Origin of the sequence: Microcella alkalica, assembly GCF_014595885.1 — a bacterium.
Taxonomy (GTDB): Bacteria; Actinomycetota; Actinomycetes; order Actinomycetales; family Microbacteriaceae; genus Microcella; species Microcella alkaliphila_B.
Genome location: NZ_JABUKC010000001.1, coordinates 260,326 through 278,252, shown reverse-complemented (window position 1 = coordinate 278,252; position 17,927 = coordinate 260,326). Strand labels below are relative to the sequence as shown.

Here is a 17,927-nt window from a genome sequence, read left to right as displayed (position 1 = left end):
CCGTTCCGCGTGCGGGGCTCCGGGGCGCGGGCCCGCCGGGCCGCAGCCGCGCCGGTGACCGGGCCACGGGCATCCGCGAACGGGAAAGGGCCCCGGCGTTCCCGCCGGGGCCCTTCCGCACCGCATCAGCCGGAGCTAGTTGATGCGGCTGTAGGTGTTGTCGGCACCGTACTGGTAGATGCCGATCGTCGCCTCGGTCGGGTCGCCGTTCTCGTCGAACGTGACCGGGCCCGACGCACCGTCGAAGTCGACCGTGCCGCCGTCGAGGATGATCTGCGCGGCCGACGCGAAGTCGGTCGCCTTCTCACCATCGCCCGAACCGCCCGAGACCTCCTGGAGGAACGACGCGATGTCGGCACCCTCGGTCGAGTTCGCCGCGAGCGCGGCGAGCGCGATGAGGATGACGGCGTCGTACGACTCAGCGGCGTACGAGAAGTCGGTCAGCTCGGGGTCGACCTCGAGCAGGCGCTCGCGGAAGTCGTCCTCGATGGCCGGGCCGGGCAGCGTGCCCTTGGCGCCCTCGATGAGGCCAGCCTCGAAGTCGGCGCTGTAGTCAGCCAGGTTGCCGTCGACGAAGTAGAGGTTCTCACCGGGGTAGCCGGCACCGACGAGCGCCGGGACGACGACCTTGGCCTGGTCGAAGGTGATGACCGCGATCGCGTCGGGGTTGGCGGCCGTCAGCGCGGAGATCTGAGCGTCGAAGCTCGTGTCGCCCTCGTTGAACAGCTGCTCCTCGACGACCTCGCCACCGGCGGCCTCGAACGACTCCGTCAGCGCGGCCGCGAGGCCGGTGCCGTACGCGTCGTTGAGGACGAGGAGGCCGAGGGTCTCCTTGCCGTCACCGGCGATGACGTTGCCGAGCACCTCGCCCTGGAGCAGGTCGCTCGGGGCGGTGCGCCAGTACAGGCCGTCGTCCTCGTAGTTGGTGAAGTCGGGCGAGGTGTTCGCGGGCGAGAAGTGCACGACGCCAGCGCCGGTGATCTGGTCGATGACCGTGAACGACACGCCCGAGGAGGCGGCGCCGACGATCGCCGAGACATCCTGCGAGAGGAGGTCGGTGACCGAGACGGTCGCGGTGTCGGTCGTGGTGTCGCCGGAGTCACGGTGGATGACCTCGACCTCGATGCCGAGGTCGGCGTCGTTGATCTCCTGTGCGGCGAGGTCGACGCCCGCGATCTCGGGCGGGCCGAGGAAGGCGAGAGCGCCGGACTGCGGAAGGATCGTGCCGATCGTGAGAGTCAGGTCTTCACGAGGACCCTGGGTCTCCTCCGGCTCCTCCGCGGCAGGCGCCGCGCAGCCGCTCAGGATGAGCGCGCTGGCGCCGAGCAGCGAGAGACCGCTCAGCGTCGCCGTGAGGGACCGCGAGCGGCCGGCCGAAGCCGTGGTGAATACGCCCATGTTGCTCCTTGCGTAGTTCGAATGTGTTCAGGAAGACGACAGTGCGCATGCACCATCGCCGTCCTGCCACGGTAGGTGAGAGCGGGAGCGCGCACAATACGTTGGGATTACAGCCCTGTAACGTCGCGAAACGTCGTCACGATCGCCGCGCGGCACGGAAATCGGCGAGCACGACCGGCGTGGGCGCACGAATCCGAAGTGCCGTCGGAACGGGGCGTTGCGGCCTCAGTCGCCGAGCGAGCCCTCCGGCGCGAGCTCGCCGGTGCTCGTCACGATGAGGTGCTGCAGCCGGGCATCCACCACATCGCCGTCGGCGTTCAGCGTCAGCAGACCGCTGCGTCCGTCGAGATCGGGGTCGCGATCCTGCTGGATGACGTCGAGGCACGCGCCGAAGCTCGTGCACGGCACCCCGTCGGCGGCTGCGGCGGGCAGGAAGTGCAGCAGGGAGGCGGCGCCGTCGTCGCTGGCGAGCTCCGCGGCGACCGCGACGAGCGCGACGGCGTCCGCGACCTCGGCGGCGAAGATCGTCGTCGCGATGCCCGGATCCGACTGACGCAGGAGCGCGCGGAAGGCGTCGTCGACCGGCACGCCGGGGCGCACGCCGCTCGCGCCCTCGAGTTCAGCGGCGGCGAGTATCGCGGTGAGCGAGCTCACGTCGGGAGCGAGAGCCCAGACGCCCTCGGCGTCGAGTCCGGGGTCGACGAGGGCGACCGCGGCCTCGCGAGCGACGACGAGCGCGTCGGGGCCGGGAGCGAGCAGCACCGCGTCGACCGGGTCGGGCGCGGCCTCCTCGCCGTCGCCGGGCTCCGGCTCGAGCAGCGCGGTCGCGAGCTGGTCGACGTCGGTCGCGGCGGCGAGCGGCTCGGGGACGACGACGTCGACCTCGGTGCCCTCGAGCGCGGCCTCGACGGCGGCGACGATCGCGGCGCCCTCGTCGTCGGCGCCGGTCAGCACCGCGAGCGAGTCGACGCCGTCGGCCACGAGGGAGCGCGCCACGGCAGCGGCCTGCGCGGTTGCGGGCGGGGAGACGCGCACGAGCACGCCGGTCTCATCGAGCGCTCCGACCGCCGCCGTGCCCGCACCGGGCACGAGCAGCGCGACGCCCGCCTCGGCGGCGAGGGGCACGAGCCGCTCGAGCAGCGCCGGCTCGGAGGGGCCGATCACGACGTCGACACCGCGCTCGACGAGGTCGGCGAAGGCGGCCTCGGCCTGCTGGCTCGACGCGTCGGCGGCGTTGCGGTGCACGACCTCGACCGGGGCGCCCAGCACGCCGCCGGCCGCGTCGATCTGCCGCACCGCGACCTCGACCGCGGCGACCTGCACGGGACCGAGCGAGGCCTGCGCGCCGGTCAGCGGCGCGAGCGTGCCGATGCGCAGCACGCCGTCGCCCGAGGGCGGCGGCGGCGAGGCCGGGGCGCTCGAGGGCACCGGCGACGGCGTCGCGGTCTGCTCCAGCGCGGTGCAGCCGACGAGCGCGGCGACGGCGAGCGGCAGAGCCAGGGCGGCGAGTGCGCGGGGCATGAGGGTCCTTCCGAGTGCGGGGCTCGGCCGAACCCTATCCCCCGGTCGAGCCCTCGACGGCGAGCGCGGCGGTGCGCCGCCGATGCCGCAGCGCGTCGGTCGTCAGCACGATGAGCGCGACCCAGACGAGGGCGAAGCCGAGCCACCGCTCGGGCGGCATGGGCTCGCGCATGACCACGACGCCGAAGGCGAACTGCAGGATCGGCGCGACGTACTGCACGAGACCCAGCACGCTGAGCGGCAGGCGACGCGCGGCCGCACCGAACAGCAGCAGCGGCACCGCCGTCACGATGCCCGCGAGGCTCAGCAGCACGGCGTGCGCGGTGCCCTCGGCGCCCATCGTGATGCCCGTGGTCACGCCGAGCACGACCAGCACGACGATCGCGATCGGCGTGAGCCACGCGGTCTCGAGGGTGAGGCTCGCGACGGCCGACACCCGGGGCCCCATGCGGTTCTTCAGCAGGCCGTAGAAGCCGAACGACAGCGCGAGGGTCAGGGCGATGAACGGCGGCTGCCCGTAGCCGATCGCGAGCACGAGCACGGCGAGCAGGCTGATGCCCACGGCGACCCACTGCGCGGGACGCAGTCGCTCGCGCAGCACGAGCACGCCGAGGGCGACCGTGACGATCGGGTTGATGAAGTAGCCGAGCGAGGCCTCGACGACGAAGCCGTTCGTCGAGCCGTAGACGTACACGACCCAGTTGACGGCGATGAGGATGCCCGCCCCGGCACTCAGGAGCATGATGCGCCGGTCGCGCAGCAGCGGCATGAACGCGCCGACCGCTCGCGTCAGCACGAGCAGGAGCACGCAGAACAGCAGCGACAGCGTGACGCGCCAGGCCACGATCTCGATCGGACCGCTCGGGGTCAGCAGGAGGAAGTAGGCCGGCAGGAAGCCCCAGAGCCCGTAGGCCCCGAACGCGAGCAGGAGCCCGGAGCGGGAGGCGCGGGAGTCGGGCACCGCGTCAGTGTACGCCCGAGCATCCCCTTGTTCGGACGCGAACGGCCCCCGTCCGCCGGGGCGGAACGGGGGCCGGGGTGCCGCGGGCTGGCGCCGCGGCGAACGCAGTGCGGCCTAGCGGACGATGACCGCGAGCACGTCGCGGGCCGAGAGCACGAGGTACTCGTGGCCGTCGTACTTGACCTCGGTGCCGCCGTACTTCGAGTAGATGACGCGGTCGCCGACGGCGACGTCGAGCGGAACGCGGTTGCCGTTGTCGTCGATGCGGCCGGGGCCGACCGCCACGACCTCGCCCTCCTGGGGCTTCTCCTTGGCGGTGTCGGGGATCACGAGACCCGAAGCGGTGGTCTGCTCCGCCTCGACCTGCTTGATGACGATGCGATCTTCGAGCGGCTTGATGGAGACCGACACGGTTGACCTCTTCTTTCCTAAGACGTTGAGGGGATTGGCACACTCGCCCTGCGAGTGCCAGTGACCACTGTACCGAAGCGTTTAGCACTCATGCAATCCGAGTGCCAGCAGCGCCGAGCGGGTGCGCGGCACCCGTGGGAGGATCGAGCGGTGGACGTCGACGAAGTGCGCGAGCTGCTGACGCCCGAGGCGCTCGACCTGCTCGCGAGCCTGCCGCCGAGCGACACCGCGACCGACGCCGTGCGTCTCGTCAGCCGGCTGCGGTCGGCCGGGCATCCGCCCGCTCGCGTCGCCGCCGTGCTCACGCAGTACCGATTGCGACGCAGGGCGGTCGCCAAGTTCGGCCCGTTCGCCGAGCGGATGCTCTTCACCGAGGCGGGGCTCGAGCAGGCCTCTCGGCTCGGCGTCGCCGCGCAGCACGCCGGGCGCTTCGCCGCCGCCGGGCTCACGCGCGTCGCCGACCTCGGCTGCGGCATCGGCGGCGACGCCCTCGCGCTCGCGGCGCTCGACCTCGAGGTCGTCGCCGTCGAGCGCGACGAGCCCACCGCGGCCCTCGCCGCCTACAACCTCGCCCCGTGGGCCGGCGCGAGCGTCGAGCTGGGCGACGCCGAGCGGTTCGACCTCGACCGGGTCGACGCCGTCTGGATGGACCCGGCCCGGCGCGCGGGCGCCCGCCGACTCTCCTCCCCCGACGACTGGTCGCCCCCGCTTGACGCCGCGCTCGCGATCGCGCGACGGCGGCCCGCCGGCATCAAGCTCGCCCCCGGGATGGACCGCGCGCTCATCCCCGACGACGTCGAGGCCCAGTGGGTGAGCGACGGGGGCGAGGTCGTCGAAGTCGTGCTGTGGAGCGGCGCCCTCGCGCGGCCCGGGGTGCGCCGCGCCGCGCTCGTCATCGGCCCGCAGGGGGCCGCGGAGCTCGTCGCGCCCGACGATGCGCCCGACGTCGAAGCCGGGCCCCTCGGGGCGTACCTGTACGAGCCCGACGGCGCGGTCATCCGGGCGCGCCTCATCGGTGACCTCGCCCGACGCCTCGAGGGCCGGATGCTCGACGCGACGATCGCGTGGGTCACCGCCGACCGGCTCGAGCCGACGCCGTTCGCGCGGGCCTTCCGGGTGCTCGAGCGGTGGCCGCTCGACGTGAAGCGCATCGCGCGCGAGCTGCGCCAGCGCGGCATCGGCACGATCGAGATCAAGAAGCGCGGCGTCGACGTCGACCCGGCCGCGCTGCGGAAGCAGCTCAAGCCGCAGCGGCCGAACGCGGCGACGCTCGTGCTCACCCGCGTCGGCGGCGAGCGCGTGGCGCTGCTCGCCGAGCGGGCCGACTGACGCCGCGGGCGGCGGGCTGGGCGCGAGGCGCGATCAGGGACCGAACGAGCCCGTGCCGACAAACAGCCCGACCGCGAAGAGCGGGATCAGCACCGTCGCGAGCAGGATGATGCCCCACACGACGGAGATCGCGATGCCCGCGTAGCCGGTGATGAGGCCCGCGATCGCCATGGCGCGCGCCGCCGGCTCGCGCCGCAGCGACTGGTGGCCGAGGATCGCCGCGGCGACGCCGAAGACGAGGCCCGCCGCGACCGCCGAGGCGAGCAGCCCGACGACGCCGAAGATCAGGGAGAGGATGCCGAGCGTCTGCCGCGATGCCCCGGCGTCGACGGGGGCGGGCGCCGGGGCGACGGACGGGAACTCGCGCGTCGCCTCGGGCTCGGTCTCGGCGGGCGCGGTCTCGTCGGGCTGCATGCCGCCAGCGTACGCACGACGGCCCGCCGACGCACGAGGCGCGGGCGGGCCGTCGAGGAGCGCGAGCGGCTCAGTAGGTCGAGTAGCTCGTCACCCCGGCGGTCGCGAAGAGCGCGATGACGGCGATGATCCAGATGAGCCCGGCGACGAGACCGATGTAGCCGAGCACGAGGCCGGCGATCGCGAGCCCGCGGCCCTGCTCGCCGGTCTTCTTGATCTGGCTGAGGGCGATGTGGCCGCAGATGACGGCGCCGAGCGAGACGACGAACGCGAGCACGAGCGAGACGATCGCGAGCGTGTTCGTCTTCTGCTGCGGAGCGGGCGCGTAGGGGTTGGCCGAGCCGTACGGCGTCGCGGTGGGCGCGGCGTAGGGGTTGGGCGCGGCCTGCGCCGGCTGGTGGGGGTAGTCGGGCGCGGGAGGCGGCGGGGCGTCGGTCATGGCTGTGGGCTCCTGGTCGTGGGGGTGGCGCCGCCGCGGAGGCGCGAGCGGGGCATCCGCCACTGTGCCAGCGGGGTGAGGAGGTGTCAACGACGCGCGCCGCGCGCGGTCACGCCTGCACGACCGTGACGGGCAGCGTCGAGTCGGCGCCGATGCCGAGCTCGGAGGGGCCGTGGCCGGCCATGATGCGCTGGGCGGCGATCGCGGCGATCATCGCGCCGTTGTCGGTGCAGAGCGACAGCGGCGGGATGCGCAGGCTCACGCCCGCGGCCTCTGCGCGCTCGGCGGCGAGGGTGCGCACCCGCGCGTTGGCGACGACTCCTCCGCCGAGCAGGAGCCGCGGCACGCCGAGATCGACGCACGCCGCGATCGCCTTCGCGGTGAGGACGTCGGCGACGGCCTCGCGGAAGCTCGCCGCGACATCCGCGACGGGCACCTCCTCCCCCGCGTCGCGCAGCTTCTCGACGTGACGCGCGACGGCGGTCTTCAGGCCCGAGAACGAGAAATCGTAGCGGTGGGCGACGAGATCCTTCGGCAGGGTCAGCCCGCGCGGGAAGCGGATCGCGTGCGGGTCGCCCTCGGCGGCGGCGCGGTCGATCTGCGGGCCGCCGGGGTAGGGCAGGCCGAGCAGGCGCGCGACCTTGTCGAAGGCCTCGCCCGCGGCGTCGTCGATCGTCTCGCCGAGCAGCTCGACGTCGTCGGTGAGGCTGCGCACCAGCAGCAGGCTCGTGTGGCCGCCCGAGACGAGCAGGGCGACCGTCGGCAGCTCGAGCTCGCCGCGGTCGACCGCGCCCGCATCGTGCAGGATGTCGGCGCCGACGTGCCCGACGAGGTGGTTGACGGCGTAGAGCGGCGTGCCGAGCGCGAGGGCGAGCGCCTTCGCAGCACCGACGCCGACCATGAGTGCCCCGCTGAGTCCCGGCCCGCTCGTGACGGCGACGGCGTCGAGGTCGGTCAGGTCGATGCCCGCGCGCGCGACCGCCTCACGCAGGGTCGGCTCGAGCGCCTCGAGGTGGGCGCGCGCGGCGATCTCCGGTACGACGCCGCCGAAGCGGGCGTGCTCGTCCATCGAGCTCGCGATGACGTTGGCGAGCAGCTCGGTGCCGCGCACGATGCCGACGCCGGTCTCGTCGCAGCTCGTCTCGATGCCGAGCACCAAGGGCTGCCCGCTCACGCTCGCTCCTCCCGCCGCATGACGATCGCGTCGACGTCGTCGGGCTGGTAGTACCGCGGCCGAACCCCGACGCGCTCGAAGCCGTGCCGCCGGTAGAGCTCCTCGGCGCCGGGATTGTCGGCGCGCACCTCGAGGAACACTTCGCGCGCCCCGCGAGTGCGCGCCGCGCCGAGCAGTTGCTGCATGAGCACGGTGCCGATGCCGAGCCGACGGTGCGTCGCGTCGACCGCGATCGTCTGGATGTCGCCCTGCCCCGCGCCGGCCGGCGCACTGAGGCCCGCGTAGCCGACGAGCTCGTCGCCCGACTCGACGACGACGTAGGTCGTGTGCGGGCTCGCGAGCTCGGCGGCCATCATGTCGCGGCTCCAGGCGTCGCCCGGGAACGTCGCCGACTCGAGCCGCATGATCGCGTCGAGGTCGGCCAGCTCGGCATCGCGCACGCGGATGGCGGGGGCGCCGCCCCCGCCGCCGGCCGTCGCGCCCACGTCGCTCATCAGCTCACCCGCTTCGGGGTCGAGAGCGTCACATCGGGCGCCCGCAGGTACAGCGGCCGCGGCTCGGGGAACGCGGCGCCCGACGCGAGGCGGGCGAGCGCTGCGTGCGCGAGCGACGCGGCGGGGATCTCGTGCGCCTCGTACGGCGTGACGCCATCGGCAGGCGCGAACGCGGCGCGCGCGACCAGGTGCGCGGGCTCCACCACTGCCGGGAGCGGGAGCCCCGCGGCGAAGACGGTCACGGCGACCTCGCGGCGGCGGGCATCCGTGATCACCGCGAAGCGGCCGGCGGCCACGCCGCCTTCGACGAGGCGCAGCGCGACCGCCTCGTGGCTGGGCACGGCCAGCAGCGGGATGCCCCGCGCGAGCGCGACCGCGCGCGCCGCCGCGATGCCGACGCGCAGGCCCGTGAACGGCCCGGGGCCGATGCCCGCGACGACGTGGCTCAGGCGTGCGCCGTCGACCTCGGCGGCCGCGATCACCTCGGCGAGGAACGGCCCGATGAGTTCGGCGTGCCGGCGCGTGTCGTCGCTCGAGCGCTCGGCGACCACCCGCCCGTCGTCGGCGACCGCCGCGACCGCCGTGCCCGCGGAGGTGTCAATCGCGAGCAGCATGCAGCCAGCCTAGGTCGGCCCAGCGCTCGCCGACGCCCGTGAGCGTGACCAGGCGGGGTTCGACGGGCGCATCGTCCGGGTCGGGGGCGGCGAGGGCCGAGTCGGTCACGGATGCCCCCGCGCCCGTGGGCCGCTCGATCACGATCGACAGCCACGCGTCGACGAGCTGCTCGATGAGGCCCGCGCCCCACTCGACGACGACGATCGAGCCCTCGAAGTCGAGGTCGAGGTCGCCGAGCTCGGCCGAGTCGGAGAGCCGGTACGCGTCGACGTGCACGAGCGGCGGCCCGTCGTCGCGCGGGTGGGTGCGCGCGAGCACGAAGGTCGGGCTCGTGACGGTGCCGCGCACGCCGAGCGCTGCGCCGAGACCCCGGGTGAAGGTGGTCTTGCCCGCGCCGAGCTCGCCCGTCAGCACGATGACGTCGCCGGCGCGCAGCTGCGCGGCGACCCGCGCGCCGAGCTCGGCCATCGCCTCGGGATCGGCGACGGTGAGACGCTCGGTCACGAGAGGCGCTCGCTCACGAGAACCGCCGAACCGACGTGCGCTCGACGCGACGGCCCAGGCGCGTGACGATCTCGTACCCGATCGTGCCGGCGGCGTCGGCCCACGCGTCGGCGGTCGGGGCACCGGTGCGCGGGTCGCCGAAGAGCACCGCCCGCTCGCCGACCGCGACCGACTGGTCGCCGACGTCGACGACGAACTGGTCCATGGCGATGCGCCCCGCGACGCGGTGCACGGTGTCGCCGATGAGCACGGGAGCCCCGAGGGCGTGCCGCGGCACCCCGTCGGCGTAGCCGAGCGGCACGAGCGCGAGCGTCGTCGGGCCCTCGGTGCGGTGCAGGTAGCCGTACGAGACGCCGCTGCCGGCGGGCACGCGCTTGACGCTGACGATCGCGGCGCTGAGCTCCATCGCGGGGCGTAGCGGCAGGTCGCGCAGGTGCAGCGCGGGCGAGACCCCGTAGAGCGCGATGCCCGCCCGCACCATGTCGAAGCGCGCCGCCGGGTGATCGAACGCGGCGGCCGACGCCGCCAGGTGGCGGATGCCCGGCTCGAGCCCGGCCGCGTCGAGCACCTCGAGGAACCGCGCGAAGGCGGTGAGCTGCGCCGCGTCGTCGTCGGCGCTCGTGTTCGACAGGTGGCTGAAGACGCCCTCGAGGCGCAGCGCGCCGGCGGCGACGAGCTCCGCGAGGCGGTCGACGAGCGGCCCCCAGTCGGCCTCGACGACGCCGTTGCGCGAGAGGCCCGTGTCGACCTTGACGTGCACGACGGGACGGTGACCGGCGGCCGCGGCGCGCTCGAGCTCGGCGCGCGAGCTCACGCCGAGCGCGATGCCCGCCTCGGTCGCGACCGCCAGGTCGACGGCGGGGTCGTGCAGCCAGGCGAGCACGGGTGCGTCGATGCCGGCGCGGCGCAGCTCGAGCGCCTCGTGGATGTCGGCGACGCCCAGGTGGTCGGCGCCCGCCTCGAGCGCGGCACGAGCGGCGGTCACGGCGCCGTGACCGTAGCCGTCGGCCTTCACGACCGCCATGAGGTGCTTCGTCGGCGCGAGCCTGCGCAGCTCGACGACGTTGCGGGCGATCGCGTCGACCGAGATGCGCGCCTCGCGGAAGGGGCGGCTGTTCACGACCGCTCCCCGAGGTCGGGTCGACGCCCCGACGACTCGGCGACGACGAAGGCGGTCGCAATGCCGGCGTCGTGCGACATCGACACGTGCACGCGGTCGATTCCGCGCCGCGACGCGATCTCGGCCGCCCGCCCACTGAGGGCGAGATCGGGATCGCCGTGGGCATCCGTCGTCACGACCATGTCGACCCAGCGGATGCCGTCGGTCTCGCCGAGCGCCTTCATGAGGGCCTCCTTGGCGGCGAAGCGGCCCGCGAGCGAGCGCAGCGGCAGCTCGCGCTCGCCTTCGGCGAAGAGGCGCTCGCGCAGGCCAGGCGTGCGCGACAGGGCCCGCTCGAAGCGCGCGAGGTCGACGACGTCGACCCCGATGCCCACGATCACGACCGCACCGCGCAGTCCGCGCTACTCGACCGTGACCGACTTGGCCAGGTTGCGCGGCTGGTCGACGTCGAGGCCCTTCGCGGCGGCGAGCTCCATGCCGAAGATGTGCAGCGGCACGACGGCGAGCAGCGGCTCGAAGAACGGCGAGGCGAGCGGGATGCGGATGACCTCGTCGGCGTACGGCAGCACCGCGGCGTCACCCGCCTCGGCGATCGCGATGACTCGGGCGCCGCGCGCGCGGATCTCCTGGATGTTCGAGACGACCTTCGCGTGCAGCGAGTTCGGGTCGCGCGGGCTCGGCACGATGACGAACACGATCTGGCCGGGCTCGATGAGGGCGATCGGGCCGTGCTTGAGCTCGCCCGCAGCGAAGCCCTCGGCGTGGATGTAGGCGAGCTCCTTGAGCTTGAGCGCGCCCTCGAGCGCGACCGGGTACCCCACGTGTCGGCCGAGGAAGAGGACGGACTGCGTGTCGGCCATCCACTTGGCCAGTTCGCGGATGCGCTCGCCCGAGCTCAGCACCGAGGCGAGCTGCTCGGGCACGGCCTGCAGCTCGCGCACGAGGCCGCGCGCTCGACCCTCGTCGAGCGTGCCGCGCACCTGGCCGAGCTGCAGACCGAAGAGGTACATCGCGGTGATCTGCGCGACGAAGGCCTTCGTCGAGGCGACCGCGACCTCGGGGCCGGCGTGCGTGTAGACGACCGCGTCGGACTCGCGCGGGATCGTCGCGCCCTGCGTGTTGCAGATCGACAGCGTGCGGGCGCCCTGCTCGCGGGCGTACTTGACCGCCATGAGGGTGTCCATCGTCTCGCCCGACTGGCTGATCGAGACGACGAGAGTGCGCTCGCTCAGCACCGGCTCGCGGTAGCGGAACTCGTGAGCGAGCTCGACGTCGACGGGCACGCGCGCCCACTGCTCGATCGCGTACTTGCCGACCATGCCGGCGTAGGCGGCCGTGCCGCAGGCGATGACGACGACGCGGTCGATGTCGCGCAGGGTGGCCTCGTCGAGCCCGTCGAGCTCGGGGATGCGGACGAGGCCGCTGTCGTCGACGCGGCCGAGGATGGTCTTCGCGACCGCCTCCGGCTCCTCGCTGATCTCCTTCGCCATGAAGCTCGGCCAGCCGCCCTTCTCCGCGGCGGAGGCGTCCCAGTTCACCTCGAAGGTCTTCGCCTCGACCGGCTGGCCGTCGAAGCCGATGACCTCCACGCTGTCGGGACGGATCGTGACCAGCTGGTCCTGTCCGATCTCCATGGCCGAGCGCGTGTAGGCGACGAACGCCGCGACGTCGGAGCCGAGGAAGTTCTCGCCCTCGCCGAGCCCGATGACGAGCGGCGAGTTGCGGCGAGCGCCGACGACGACGTCGGGCTGGTCGGCGTGCACCGCGAGCAGCGTGAACGCGCCCTCGAGCCGGTTGACGACCTGGAGCATCGCGGCGGTGAGCTCGCCGGTCTCACGGTAGGCCTCGCCGACGAGCAGCGCGGCGACCTCGGAGTCGGTCTCGGAGGAGAAGGAGTGGCCGCGCTCGAGCAGCTCGGCCTTGAGCTCGCCGAAGTTCTCGATGATGCCGTTGTGGATGAGGGCGAGCCGGCCCTCGTCGCCGAGGTGCGGGTGCGCGTTCTCGTCGGTCGGGCCGCCGTGGGTCGCCCAGCGGGTGTGGCCGATGCCCGTCGTGCCCTCGTGCAGCGGCGTGGCCGCGAGGTCGTCGCTCAGGATGCCCAGCTTGCCGGCGTGCTTGCGGGTATCGATGCCGCCGTGGCCGTCGAGCACGGCGACGCCCGCCGAGTCGTAGCCCCGGTACTCGAGCCGCTTCAGGCCCCCCATGAGCACCTCGATGCTGCCCCGGCTGCCGACGTATCCCACGATTCCGCACATGGGCTCGAGTCTAGTGACGCGACCCGCACCCCGGCGCCGCGGCCCGAACGGCCCCTGACCGGGCAGTACTGTGGAGCCGATGTCCGAGGCGAGCGCAGCGCGCGACAACTCCCCCTTCGTCGAGCTCGATCGGCGGCGCTGGGCCGCGCTCGCGCCCTCGACACCGCAGCCGCTCACCGAGACCGAGCTCGTGCAGCTGCGCGGGCTCGGCGACCAGCTCGACCTGCGCGAGGTCGCCGAGGTGTACGTGCCGCTCAGTCGGCTCATCTCGCTCTACGCGGTCGGCGCGCGGCGACTGCACGACGCGACGCGCGAGTTCCTCGGCGAGCCCGGGTCGAGCACGCCGTTCGTCATCGGCGTCGCCGGCTCGGTCGCGGTCGGCAAGTCGACGATCGCGCGCCTGCTGCGCGAGCTGCTCTCCCGCTGGCCTGACACGCCCCGCGTCGAGCTCGTCACGACCGACGGCTTCCTCCTGCCCACCGCGGAGCTAGGCCGCCGCGGCATCCTGCACCGCAAGGGGTTCCCCGAGTCGTACGACCGTCGCGCGCTGCTGCGGTTCGTCTCACGGATCAAGTCGGGCGCCGACGAGGTGCGCGCGCCGGTGTACTCGCATCTGAGCTACGACATCGTGCCCGACGCCGAGATCGTCGTGCGTCGGCCCGACATCCTCATCGTCGAGGGCCTGAACGTGCTGCAGCCGCCCGGGCCGGGCGCCTCCCTCGCGGTGAGCGACCTGTTCGACTTCACGATCTACGTGGATGCCCGCACGAGCGACATCGAGGCCTGGTACGTCGACCGCTTCCTCGCCCTGCAGCGCGGAGCCTTCGCCGATCCGCGCAGCTACTTCCACCGCTACGCCGCGCTCACGCACGAGCAGGCGGTCGCGAAGGCGCGCGAGATCTGGCGCGAGATCAACGAGCCGAACCTGGTGCAGAACATCCTGCCGACGCGCGCCCGCGCCTCGCTCGTGCTGCGCAAGGAGAGCGACCACGCCGTCTCGACGGTGCTGCTGCGCAAGATCTGACCCGACACCCGGCCCGAGGAACCCCGCATGGTCAAGTACACCCACGGTCACCACCCGAGCGTGCTCGCCGCGCACGCCTGGCGCACGATCGCGAACTCCGCCGCCTACCTCGAGCCGCACCTCACCCCCGGCGCCTCGCTCGTCGACGTGGGCAGCGGCCCCGGCAGCATCACGCTCGAGTTCGCGCGCCGCCTCGGCGCCGACCGCGTGGTCGGGCTCGACGGCGCCGAGACGGCCGTGGCCTTCGCCCGCGAGCTCGCCGAGGAGGCCGGGCTGGCCGTGCGGTTCGAGCAGGGCGACCTCTACGCGCTGCCGTTCGACGACGGCTCAGTCGACATCGCGCACGCGCACCAGGTGCTGCAGCACCTGGGCGACCCGGTGGGCGCGCTGCGCGAGATGGCGCGCGTCGTGCGCCCCGGCGGCGTCGTCGCGGCGCGCGACCAGGATGCCGGCGGGGTGCTGCTGCACCCGCTGTCGCCGGAGCTCGCGCGCTGGCTCGAGCTGTCGGTGAGCATCCCCCTCGCGAACGGGGGCGAGGCGAGGGCGGGCCGCCGGTTGCTGCAGTGGGCGCACGCCGCGGGCTTCGAGGAGGTCACCGCGACGGCGTCGACGTGGCTCTTCACCGCCGACGGCGACGGCCCCTGGTGGGGCGGGCTGTGGGCGGAGCGGGTCGTGTCGTCGTCGTTCGCCGACGACGCCGTGCGCCACGGGCTCGCGACGCGCGACGAGCTCGAGGCGATCTCGCAGGCGTGGCTCGCCTGGGCGGCGCACCCCGACGCCTGGATGCTCATGCCGCACGGCGAGATCGTCGCGCGCGTGCGCTGAGGGGCGAGGCGCGCCCTCCTAGACGGCGAGGTGCTCGCGCACCACGTCGGCGAGGCGCTCGGCCATGGCCTGCGCGACCTTCTCGGTCGCCGCCTCGACCATGACGCGCACCATCGGCTCGGTGCCGCTCGCGCGCAGCAGCACGCGCCCGGAGTCGCCGAGCTCGGCCTCGACCTCGGCCACCGCCGCGGCGACGCCCTCGTGCCCGGCGAGCGCCGTGCGGTCGACACCGCGCACGTTGATGAGCACCTGCGGGAACACGGTCATGACCTGCCCGAGCTCCTCGAGGGTCTTGCCCGTGCGGGCCATCTCGGCCGCGAGCTGGATGCCGGTGAGGATGCCGTCGCCCGTCGTGGCGTGCCGGCTGAAGATGATGTGGCCCGACTGCTCGCCGCCCAGGCTGAGCCCGTGCTCGGCGAGCGCCTCGAGCACGTAGCGGTCGCCGACGCCGGTCTCGATGATGCGGATGCCCCGCTCGGCCATCGCGCGCTTCAGGCCGAGGTTGCTCATGACCGTCACGACCAGGGTGTCGTCGACGAGCAGCCCGCGCTGCTGTTCGGCGACCGCGAGGATCGCCATGATGCGGTCGCCGTCGACGACCTGGCCCCGGGCATCCACCGCGAGGCAGCGGTCGGCATCGCCGTCGTGCGCGATGCCGAGATCGGCGCCGAGCTCGACGACCGTCTGCTGCAGCAGCTCCAGATGCGTCGAGCCGACGCCGTCGTTGATGTTGAGGCCGTCAGGGTCGGAGCCGATGACGGTGACCGTCGCGCCCGCGTCGGCGAACACCTGCGGCGAGATGCCGGCCGCGGCGCCGTGCGCGCAATCGATGACGACGTGCAGGCCGTCGAGGCGCACGTCGAGCGTGCCGAGCAGGTGCAGGACGTAACGGTCCTCCGCGTCGGCGAAGCGTCGGATGCGGCCCACGCCGCCACCCGTCGGTGCGAGCTTCTCGCCCGCCATGGCGGCCTCGATGCGGTCCTCCACCTCATCGGGCAGCTTCACGCCGCCGAAGGAGAAGAACTTGATGCCGTTGTCGGGCGCGGGGTTGTGCGAGGCGGAGATCATGACGCCGAAGTCGGCGTGGATGTCGCCCACGAGGAAGGCGGCGGCGGGCGTCGGGATGACGCCGGCGTCGAGCACGTCGATGCCCGAGGAGGCGAGACCCGCGGCGACGGCCGCGGTCAGGAACTCGCCCGAGACGCGGGGGTCGCGCGCGACGATGGCGCGCGGGCGCTTGCCCTGCGCACGCAGCTCGTCGGCATGACGGCCCTGCGTGAGCACGAGGGCAGCGGCCTGGGCGAGGCCGAGGGCCAGGTCAGCGGTGAGATCACCGTTGGCCAGCCCCCGGACCCCGTCCGTGCCGAACAGTCGACCCATGTCGATCGGCGTGAGCGTCGGAGCGGCTTAGCGCTTCGAGTACTGAGGCGCCTTGCGGGCCTTCTTGAGACCGGCCTTCTTGCGCTCGATGACGCGGGCGTCACGCGTGAGGAAGCCGGCCTTCTTGAGGGTGGGGCGGTTGTTCTCGCGGTCGATCTCGTTGAGCGCGCGCGCGATGGCGAGGCGCAGGGCGCCCGCCTGGCCCGAGGGGCCGCCGCCGGTGATACGGGCGGTCACGTCGTAGGCGCCGCCGAGCTGCAGCACCGTCAGCGGGTCGTTGATGAGCTGCTGGTGCAGCTTGTTCGGGAAGTAGTCCTCGAGCGTGCGCCCGTTGACCGAGTAGGTGCCCGAGCCGGGAACCAGACGCACGCGGGCGATGGCCTGCTTGCGGCGGCCCACGGCCTGGCCCGAGACGTTGAGCACGGCGCGGGGCGCGGTCTGCGCCGCGGCCGCCGGGGACTCGGTCGTGTAGCTCTCAGGAGCTGCGTCGTTGGTGATGTCGTTCGCCACGGTATCGATCCTTGAAGTCGTCAGGCGGTCGCTACTGGGCGACCTGGTCGAGGGTGTAGGTCTTGGGCTGCTGGGCAGCGTGCGGGTGCTCGGCACCGGCGTAGACCTTCAGCTTCTTGAGCTGGGCACGGCCGAGGCTGTTCTTCGGCAGCATGCCGCGGATCGCCTTCTCGACGGCGCGCTCCGGGTTCTTCTCCAGGAGCTCGGAGTACGAGGTGGCGGTGAGGCCGCCCGGGTAGCCCGAGTGGCGGTAGGCCTTCTTCTGCGCGAGCTTCGAGCCGGTCAGCGCGACCTTGTCGGCGTTGACGATGATGACGAAGTCGCCCATGTCCATGTGCTGGGCGAAGGTGGGCTTGTGCTTGCCGCGGAGGAGGGCGGCGGCGTGGCTGGCCAGACGACCCAGGACGACATCGGTTGCATCGATGAGGACCCAGTCGCGCTGGACGTCAGCGTGCTTGGGGCTGAACGTGCGCGTCACAGTACGTGCTTTCTGTCGAGGTGTTCGTGAATCCCGCTCCGGTGGGTGGTTCCGCGCGAGAGTCGCGGGGAACGCCCCGGTGGAGGGCTCAACCGGATGCCCGTCGGCGACGGGCACCAAGGGTCAAGCCTAGGTCACGCGGGTCGGGGGGTCAATTCGCGCTTGGCCCGCGTCTGCTCGGCCCGCGCGGCCAGCTCGCCCTCGGCGGGGTAGCCGACCTCCTCGAGCGTGAGCCCCTTGGCCGCGACCACCGGGAAGTCGCTCGTGCGGGCGGCCCCGTCGCGGATCGCGACGAGGCGCTCGGCGTCGAGCCGGCCGAGCCCGACAGCCACGGCGGCGCCGACGAGGGCCCGCACCATCGAATGGCAGAAGGCGTCGGCGCGCACCTCGGCGACGAGCACACCGGCGTCGTCGCGCCGCCAGGCGTAGTCGAGCAGGGTGCGGATCGTCGTGGAGCCGGGGCGGGGCTTGCAGAACGCGCCGAAGTCGTGGAGGCCGACGAGCGAGCGCGCCGCAGCATCCATCGCCTCGCCGTCGAGGGCGGCCGGGTACCACAGGGTGTGCGTGCGGCGACGCGGGTCGCGCTCGGCCCGCTCGTCGGCCAGTCGGTACTCGTACCGGCGCCACACTGGCGAGAAGCGTGCGTCGAAGCCCTCGGGCGCGACGCGAGCCGAGCGCACGACCAGGTCGCCCGCGACCCCCGCGATGCCGTTGATCCGCCGCACGAGCGAGCCCTCCGGGGAGTGCACCGCGGCCGCGCGGCGGGGAGAGGAGCGGTGCGGGCTCTGCAGCGACTCCCACTGGGCGGGCGAGAGGTCGATGTGGGCGACCTGCCCGGTGGCGTGCACGCCGGCGTCCGTGCGCCCCGCGACGGTGAGCTGCGGCGGATCGCCGTCGGCGTGCCGCAGCACCGTGGCGAGCGCTGCCTCGAGCTCGCCCTGCACCGTGCGCAGGCCCGGCTGCCGACTCCAGCCGGAGAAGTCGGTGCCGTCGTAGGCGAGGTCGAGGCGCAGGCGAACGGCGGTCACGTCGCGAGTCTACGGCGGGTCGATTTGGCCTCGGCGGCGGCACCGGG

20 protein-coding genes are annotated in these 17,927 nt (G+C 73.4%); 3 read left to right on the top strand and 17 right to left on the bottom strand.

All coding sequences use genetic code 11. The annotated features are described in order from the left end of the window. Positions 1-135 precede the first annotated feature (135 nt). From ID804_RS01370 to groES, 4 genes are all read right to left on the bottom strand, one after another. Complete coding sequence (locus tag ID804_RS01370; RefSeq protein WP_169077171.1) at positions 136-1,398, bottom strand: ABC transporter substrate-binding protein; 1,263 nt, start codon at positions 1,396-1,398, stop codon at positions 136-138. Positions 1,399-1,623: 225 nt separating this feature from the next. Further along, on the bottom strand, positions 1,624-2,919 hold the full coding sequence (locus ID804_RS01365) for an ABC transporter substrate-binding protein (protein WP_169077170.1): 1,296 nt from the start codon (positions 2,917-2,919) through the stop codon (positions 1,624-1,626). A 34-nt stretch (positions 2,920-2,953) separates the two neighbouring features. Continuing rightward, positions 2,954-3,880: an EamA family transporter RarD gene (rarD, locus tag ID804_RS01360; protein ID WP_169077169.1), complete on the bottom strand. Its 927-nt coding sequence runs from the start codon at positions 3,878-3,880 to the stop codon at positions 2,954-2,956. Positions 3,881-3,994: 114 nt separating this feature from the next. Further along, positions 3,995-4,291 (bottom strand): co-chaperone GroES, encoded by a 297-nt coding sequence (gene groES / locus ID804_RS01355; RefSeq protein WP_169077168.1) that lies wholly within the window; start codon positions 4,289-4,291, stop codon positions 3,995-3,997. Between the two features lie 150 nt (positions 4,292-4,441). On the opposite strand from groES, the gene ID804_RS01350 reads away from it, so the two are divergent. Beyond that, positions 4,442-5,620 (top strand): THUMP-like domain-containing protein, encoded by a 1,179-nt coding sequence (locus tag ID804_RS01350; RefSeq protein WP_169077167.1) that lies wholly within the window; start codon positions 4,442-4,444, stop codon positions 5,618-5,620. A gap of 33 nt (positions 5,621-5,653) precedes the next feature. On the opposite strand, the gene ID804_RS01345 is transcribed toward ID804_RS01350, so the two are convergent. From ID804_RS01345 to glmS, 9 genes are all read right to left on the bottom strand, one after another. Continuing rightward, positions 5,654-6,034, bottom strand: coding sequence for a DUF4190 domain-containing protein (locus ID804_RS01345; protein WP_169077166.1), 381 nt, complete (start codon positions 6,032-6,034; stop codon positions 5,654-5,656). 70 nt (positions 6,035-6,104) lie between these two features. Further along, complete coding sequence (locus ID804_RS01340) at positions 6,105-6,473, bottom strand: DUF4190 domain-containing protein (RefSeq protein WP_169077165.1); 369 nt, start codon at positions 6,471-6,473, stop codon at positions 6,105-6,107. Positions 6,474-6,582: 109 nt separating this feature from the next. Further along, positions 6,583-7,647 carry a tRNA (adenosine(37)-N6)-threonylcarbamoyltransferase complex transferase subunit TsaD gene (gene tsaD, locus ID804_RS01335; RefSeq protein ID WP_169077164.1) on the bottom strand — a complete coding sequence of 355 codons (1,065 nt, stop codon included), beginning with the start codon at positions 7,645-7,647 and terminating at the stop codon, positions 6,583-6,585. After that, positions 7,644-8,141, bottom strand: coding sequence for a ribosomal protein S18-alanine N-acetyltransferase (rimI, locus tag ID804_RS01330; protein WP_169077163.1), 498 nt, complete (start codon positions 8,139-8,141; stop codon positions 7,644-7,646). The genes tsaD and rimI overlap by 4 nt, the downstream gene beginning before the upstream one ends. Beyond that, the gene (gene tsaB / locus ID804_RS01325) at positions 8,141-8,755 is read right to left on the bottom strand and encodes a tRNA (adenosine(37)-N6)-threonylcarbamoyltransferase complex dimerization subunit type 1 TsaB (RefSeq protein ID WP_169077162.1); all 615 of its coding nucleotides are present in this window, start codon (positions 8,753-8,755) and stop codon (positions 8,141-8,143) included. The genes rimI and tsaB overlap by 1 nt, the downstream gene beginning before the upstream one ends. Beyond that, a complete protein-coding gene (gene tsaE, locus ID804_RS01320; protein ID WP_317451129.1) occupies positions 8,739-9,260 on the bottom strand; it encodes a tRNA (adenosine(37)-N6)-threonylcarbamoyltransferase complex ATPase subunit type 1 TsaE in 522 nt (173 codons plus the stop codon). The genes tsaB and tsaE overlap by 17 nt, the downstream gene beginning before the upstream one ends. A gap of 13 nt (positions 9,261-9,273) precedes the next feature. Beyond that, on the bottom strand, positions 9,274-10,380 hold the full coding sequence (gene alr, locus ID804_RS01315; RefSeq protein WP_169077161.1) for an alanine racemase: 1,107 nt from the start codon (positions 10,378-10,380) through the stop codon (positions 9,274-9,276). Then, the gene (locus tag ID804_RS01310; RefSeq protein WP_169077160.1) at positions 10,377-10,760 is read right to left on the bottom strand and encodes a holo-ACP synthase; all 384 of its coding nucleotides are present in this window, start codon (positions 10,758-10,760) and stop codon (positions 10,377-10,379) included. Before ID804_RS01310 ends, alr begins: the two co-directional genes overlap by 4 nt. A gap of 21 nt (positions 10,761-10,781) precedes the next feature. After that, entirely contained in the window at positions 10,782-12,635 is a 1,854-nt protein-coding gene (gene glmS, locus ID804_RS01305; RefSeq protein WP_169077159.1) for a glutamine--fructose-6-phosphate transaminase (isomerizing), read from the bottom strand. Between the two features lie 79 nt (positions 12,636-12,714). Here glmS and coaA point away from each other — a divergent pair, with 79 nt between their 5' ends. Together coaA and ID804_RS01295 are read left to right on the top strand one after the other, a co-directional pair. Continuing rightward, the gene (gene coaA / locus ID804_RS01300) at positions 12,715-13,659 is read left to right on the top strand and encodes a type I pantothenate kinase (protein ID WP_169077158.1); all 945 of its coding nucleotides are present in this window, start codon (positions 12,715-12,717) and stop codon (positions 13,657-13,659) included. A gap of 27 nt (positions 13,660-13,686) precedes the next feature. Continuing rightward, positions 13,687-14,484 (top strand): methyltransferase domain-containing protein, encoded by a 798-nt coding sequence (locus ID804_RS01295; protein ID WP_169077157.1) that lies wholly within the window; start codon positions 13,687-13,689, stop codon positions 14,482-14,484. Between the two features lie 18 nt (positions 14,485-14,502). Here ID804_RS01295 and glmM read toward each other — a convergent pair whose 3' ends face one another. The 4 genes from glmM to ID804_RS01275 form a co-directional block, all read right to left on the bottom strand. Then, the gene (gene glmM, locus ID804_RS01290; protein WP_169077156.1) at positions 14,503-15,864 is read right to left on the bottom strand and encodes a phosphoglucosamine mutase; all 1,362 of its coding nucleotides are present in this window, start codon (positions 15,862-15,864) and stop codon (positions 14,503-14,505) included. 27 nt (positions 15,865-15,891) lie between these two features. After that, positions 15,892-16,374, bottom strand: a complete 483-nt coding sequence (gene rpsI, locus ID804_RS01285; protein ID WP_396789589.1) for a 30S ribosomal protein S9 — start codon at positions 16,372-16,374, stop codon at positions 15,892-15,894. A gap of 31 nt (positions 16,375-16,405) precedes the next feature. Continuing rightward, positions 16,406-16,852, bottom strand: a complete 447-nt coding sequence (rplM, locus tag ID804_RS01280) for a 50S ribosomal protein L13 (RefSeq protein ID WP_169077155.1) — start codon at positions 16,850-16,852, stop codon at positions 16,406-16,408. A 134-nt stretch (positions 16,853-16,986) separates the two neighbouring features. Further along, positions 16,987-17,880, bottom strand: a complete 894-nt coding sequence (locus tag ID804_RS01275; protein ID WP_169077154.1) for a tRNA pseudouridine synthase A — start codon at positions 17,878-17,880, stop codon at positions 16,987-16,989. Positions 17,881-17,927 lie beyond the last annotated feature (47 nt).

Coding starts and splice junctions, on each gene's coding strand:
- ID804_RS01370 (WP_169077171.1), bottom strand. CDS start 1,398: ATGGGCGTATTCACCACGGCTTCGGCCGGCCGCTCGCGGTCCCTCACG.
- ID804_RS01365 (WP_169077170.1), bottom strand. CDS start 2,919: ATGCCCCGCGCACTCGCCGCCCTGGCTCTGCCGCTCGCCGTCGCCGCG.
- ID804_RS01345 (WP_169077166.1), bottom strand. CDS start 6,034: ATGCAGCCCGACGAGACCGCGCCCGCCGAGACCGAGCCCGAGGCGACG.
- ID804_RS01340 (WP_169077165.1), bottom strand. CDS start 6,473: ATGACCGACGCCCCGCCGCCTCCCGCGCCCGACTACCCCCACCAGCCG.
- rimI (WP_169077163.1), bottom strand. CDS start 8,141: ATGAGCGACGTGGGCGCGACGGCCGGCGGCGGGGGCGGCGCCCCCGCC.
- tsaB (WP_169077162.1), bottom strand. CDS start 8,755: ATGCTGCTCGCGATTGACACCTCCGCGGGCACGGCGGTCGCGGCGGTC.
- glmS (WP_169077159.1), bottom strand. CDS start 12,635: ATGTGCGGAATCGTGGGATACGTCGGCAGCCGGGGCAGCATCGAGGTG.
- coaA (WP_169077158.1), top strand. CDS start 12,715: ATGTCCGAGGCGAGCGCAGCGCGCGACAACTCCCCCTTCGTCGAGCTC.
- ID804_RS01295 (WP_169077157.1), top strand. CDS start 13,687: ATGGTCAAGTACACCCACGGTCACCACCCGAGCGTGCTCGCCGCGCAC.
- glmM (WP_169077156.1), bottom strand. CDS start 15,864: ATGGGTCGACTGTTCGGCACGGACGGGGTCCGGGGGCTGGCCAACGGT.